Genomic DNA, 5,032 nt, shown 5'->3' with positions numbered 1-5,032 from the left:
CCATTAGAAACCGATACGTTTCTTTACTTAGGAATCCCCCACTTCAACGAAAGTGATTTTCTTTCGTAAGTGGTGGGTAGTTCAATCCTTCCCTCTTTTGTTTTGTAAGAGGTGTTTAAAGAGTAAACATAGGAGACCTATAACCATCTAATTAACTTCCAAATAGGGGCTGTTCGAAAAGTGATTTTCAATCACTTTTCGAACGCCTTTTTACGCTTTGTTATCCCTTCGAAATAGGTTGCGTGAAATATATAAACTCGGCTGTTATGTTAGAATACCTATATTTGGCGCTTTCGGTCTAGATGAAACCCATGTATCTTCTTAAAAATCCAAAGAATTACTTTCCCATCGGAACAAACAAAGATAGCAAATAGGACTTATTGGACAACCTCTAACCTCACTATTTAGCTGCTACTGAAACATCTTTGCTTTCTTTTAATTCTCCAAATTTTGCTCGTTTAATAAACTCCCCCGCACCCACTTTTCCAACAAATTGATGATCACGAATGACAAATTCTCCCCGAGATAATACAGAAACTGGTTCACCCGTAACTTGCATTCCTTCAAACGGATTATAATCAACTGCCATATGATGACTCTTAGCAGATAGAACTCTTTCTTTATTTGGATCAAAAATAACAATGTCCGCATCTCCACCTACAGCAATTGTTCCTTTCTTCGGATATAAACCGAATAATTTAGCTGCTTGAGTAGAAGTTAAATCAACAAACTGATTCAGCGAAATTCTTCCTTTCGCTACACCTTCTGAATATAAGATACTAACTCGGTCTTCAATTAATGGACCTCCGTTTGGTATTTTTGAAAAATCGTCTTTTCCTAAATCTTTTTGCCCAACAAAATCAAACGAGCATTGATCGGAACCTAATGTTTGCAACTGACCTGTTTTTAAAGCATTCCACAATACATCTTGATTCCATTTCTCCCTTAATGGTGGTGACCAAACATACTTAGCTCCTTCAAAATTAGGTTTTTCTAAATAAGATTGATCAAGCACTAAATATTGCGGACAAGTTTCACCCCAAATGTTAATACCGTTATTCCTTGCTTCAGCGATTTTTCTTGCTGCTTCTGCACAACTAACATGAACAACATACAGTTGGGATTCAGCAAGCCCTGTTAACGTAGCTGCTCTTCCCGTTGCTTCTCCCTCGACTTCTGGCGGTCTCGTTCGCGCATGATATATTGGATCTGTATTACCTTCTTTAAGCGCTTTCTTTACTAAATAATCAATAACATCGCCATTCTCCGCATGTACCATAACTAGTGCTTTTAAGTCTTTCGCAGCTACAAGTGTACGAAATAGAGTCTCATCATCAGCCTGAAATTGATTTTTATATGCCATAAAGACCTTAAATGACGTAATTCCTTCCTTCTCAACCATTTCAGGAAGCTCATTTAATACTTGTTCATTCATTTCTACAATTTGTAGATGGAAACCATAATCAATGACCGCTTTTTCATTCGACTTCTTATGCCATTCTGCTAGCGCCGTTCTTAAACTCTCACCTTTCTTCGTTAAGCAAAAATCAACAATGGTTGTTGTTCCACCAAATGCAGCAGCCTTCGTACCTGTCTCAAAATCATCTTTCGTAACAGTGCCTCCAAATGGCATATCTAAATGAGTATGGGGATCAATCCCCCCTGGAAAAAGATACTTTCCTGTAGCATCAATTACTTCCGCATCTGCATCAGACAGATTATTACCAATCTGACTTATAACCCCATTTTCGATACATAAATCTGCACAAAACGTATCAGTAGCCGTCACAATTGTCCCGTTTTTGATAATTTTCTTCATACTCATCCACCTCTTCCATAAGATTGAACTGTTAATTATTTAATTCTAATTCACAGGTGACAGCACCTAACGCAGATTGACGCTCGTTCCAAGTCATTGGAGGAAGCTGATTTGCAACCTCGACCATATCAATTGCTCCGTCAACCGGGCAAACAATAGAACATAGATTACATCCTACACAATCCTCTTCCCTTACTTTCAGAATCGGGTTACCACTAGCATCCGTAAGCATGTCAATGCATTGATGAGAAGTATCTTCACAAGCGATATGACATTTATTACAGTTAATACAAACATCATTATTTATTTTTGCTACTATATTATAATTGAGATTTAAATCGCCCCAATCCGAATACTTTGTCACAGACTTACCAATTAAATCATGGACAGATGCAAGCCCTTTTTCATCCAAATAATGATTCAAACCTTCAATCATATCCTCCACAATTCTAAATCCATGATGCATAGCCGCAGTACACACTTGCACACCCGTCGCTCCCATGAGCATAAACTCTACTGCGTGTTGCCAATTACCTATTCCACCTATCCCTGAGATTGGCACATTGATTGTTGGGTTCCTTGCACAATCCCCAACCATATGAAGGGCAATAGGCTTAACAGCTGGGCCACAATACCCACCATGTGCACCTTTACCACCAACATGTGGAATGGTATCCCATGTATCAATGTCAACACCTGCTAAACTATTAATCGTATTAATCATACTAATAGCATCTGCTCCACCATTAACTGCTGCTTCTGCTGTAACCGTGATATCCGTAATATTGGGAGTTAACTTGACAATAACAGGTGTCTTAGCTGCTTCTTTCACCCAATATGTTTGCTTCTCCACTAATGACGGTACTTGACCAGATGCAGATCCCATTCCCCTTTCAGCCATCCCATGCGGACACCCAAAATTCAATTCGAGTCCATCTACGCCCACATCTTCTACGCGTTTAACTATTTCATGCCATTTTTCCTGCTTTGGTTCCACCATCAGTGATGCAATAATTGCATGATTCGGAAATCGCTTCTTCGTTTCGTAAATTTCCTTTAAATTTACTTCTAAAGGTCGATCTGTAATCAATTCAATATTGTTAAATCCAGCCACCTTTTGTCCATTAAAGCTAACAGCCGCAAACCTTGAAGAAACATTGAGAATGGGATCGCCTAGTGTCTTCCAAACAGCACCTCCCCAGCCAGCTTCAAATGCTCGTTGGACTTGGTAACCCGAATTGGTTGGAGGTGCAGAAGCTAACCAAAAAGGGTTGGGTGATTTAATTCCAGCCAAATTAATACGTAAATCCGCCATTTTATTACCTCCTTAATGCAATGATTAATCCATTTCCAATCGTGTACAAGTAGCTAATTTGTGAATTGCATATGCACTCTCTTTCCCTTGCTGAGCAGCTGAAACGACCATTGCTTCTCCTTGCCCTTTTCCAAAAATCGCATCACCACAGGCAAAAATCTTTGCATTGGACGTTTGATACGTTTCCTGATTAATCTTGATTACACCGCCATCATGATTCAACTGGAACTGTTCAATTAGCTCTATATATCTCGATTGACCAATCGCTTTAATTACTGCATCAACTTCCATAATGAATTCTGAACCTTGAATTGGAACTGGACGCTTTCTTCCGTCCTCACCAGCTGAACCTAATTCCATTTTCATGCATTCAATGACGGTCACCTTTCCTTGTTCATTCCCAATAATCCGTAAAGGAGCCGTTAACCAGCGAAACTCTACTCCATCCTGCTTTGCAAAATCATACTCAAATGCATAAGCGGTCATTTCTTCCTTCGTACGTCGATACAGTATTTTCACATTCTCTGCACCTAGACGAACTGAACAAGTAGCTGCATCGATCGCTGTATTACCCGCTCCGATTACCAGTACTTTTTTTCCTACGAATTGATCAGTAATAGGCTTTGTCTTCGTTTCCTTTACAAAATCGATTGCATCGTAAACGCCATCTAGTTTTTCACCATCAATACCGATATTAGGAACTTCAGACATACCAATTGCTAGAAGAATGTAATCATAGTTTTTCCTTAAATCATCTACAGAGTAATCATGACCAATTCTTGTGTTGTATCGAATGTTCACACCTAGCTTTTCTACTTGATTTACTTCCCAAAAAGACACAGCTTGAGGGAGCCTAAAGGATACAATGCCATATGTATTTAATCCTCCAGCTTTCTCTTCAGCTTCGAAAATAGTAACTTGATAACCTAATAAACTTAATTCTCTAGCTGCCGATAGTCCTGCTGGTCCACCTCCAACAATCGCTACTGTAATTCCATTATTGCTTCCTGGTTGAAACATGTTTTGTTCATTTTGAATTGCCCAATCCGTAGCATAACGTTGAAGATTCCCAATCTTGATAGGCTTAGTTGAATGATTGAGTACGCATGCTCCTTCGCATAATTCTTCAGTTGGACAAACACGCGCACAGCTTGCACCAACTGGATTGGCTAACATAATTGTCTTTGCTGAGCCTTTTACATTTCCCGAGGCTATTTTCTTAATAAAGGATGGAATATCAATACTTGTAGGACATGCATTTATACAAGGAGCATCGAAACAATAAAGGCAGCGATTCGCCTCTTCTAGAGCTTCTTGCTTCGTTAAGCCTGCTTGAACTTCTCGAAAGTTCCTCATTAAACTTTCTACTAAACTCGACTGATTACACCCGCTCATTACTACAGACCCCCTTACAAAAATAGAAAAAATAATGATTGTAAGCACTGTACAAACTATTAAATCATGTTGAAAGAAATGTATTTTCAAAGCTGGGAAGAAAATATAAAAAAGCAGAGGACTAATTCAGGCAATATGTGAAGTGAAATTTATATACAATAAAGTAAAACTTTAATCGGGTTCTTACTGGCACTTAATGTCCCACTTAGACTTCTTCGTTTTTACTTTCGTTTTGAAGTGGGAGTCCTAGCGCCAGTTTGAACGGGATAAATTATGGATGAAACATCATGGTTAAAAATATGAAGGAAAGGTAAGTCAAAAAACAAGGAGATAGAAGTTGGAATAATAAAGGTAATCTAATAGTTTTAGATAGAAGAAATAAATTCTTTAGAATGAAACACCCCCAAATTAACAAATATAATAAATCTATTATAAAAGCCTTGTTACGTTAATATCATTAGACAATCTGTAATAAATATTTGGCAAAACTGTGACAATTATTA

3 protein-coding genes are annotated in these 5,032 nt (G+C 38.3%); all 3 read right to left on the bottom strand.

Translation table 11 applies throughout. The features are described 5' to 3' along the window. Positions 1-400 precede the first annotated feature (400 nt). Genes hydA through V7014_RS23175 form a run of 3 tightly spaced genes read right to left on the bottom strand, consistent with a single transcriptional unit; the run spans position 401 to position 4,529 of the window. Positions 401-1,819: a dihydropyrimidinase gene (hydA, locus tag V7014_RS23185; protein WP_335510787.1), complete on the bottom strand. Its 1,419-nt coding sequence runs from the start codon at positions 1,817-1,819 to the stop codon at positions 401-403. 31 nt (positions 1,820-1,850) lie between these two features. After that, positions 1,851-3,134, bottom strand: coding sequence for an NAD-dependent dihydropyrimidine dehydrogenase subunit PreA (preA, locus tag V7014_RS23180; protein WP_335510784.1), 1,284 nt, complete (start codon positions 3,132-3,134; stop codon positions 1,851-1,853). Between the two features lie 24 nt (positions 3,135-3,158). Beyond that, positions 3,159-4,529 (bottom strand): NAD(P)-dependent oxidoreductase, encoded by a 1,371-nt coding sequence (locus V7014_RS23175; protein ID WP_335510782.1) that lies wholly within the window; start codon positions 4,527-4,529, stop codon positions 3,159-3,161. Between the last annotated feature and the right edge of the window lie 503 nt (positions 4,530-5,032).

The organism is Bacillus sp. JJ722, assembly GCF_036963345.1.
GTDB lineage: Bacteria > Bacillota > Bacilli > Bacillales > DSM-1321 > Bacillus_AD.
This window is presented reverse-complemented; position numbering and strand designations above follow the sequence as displayed.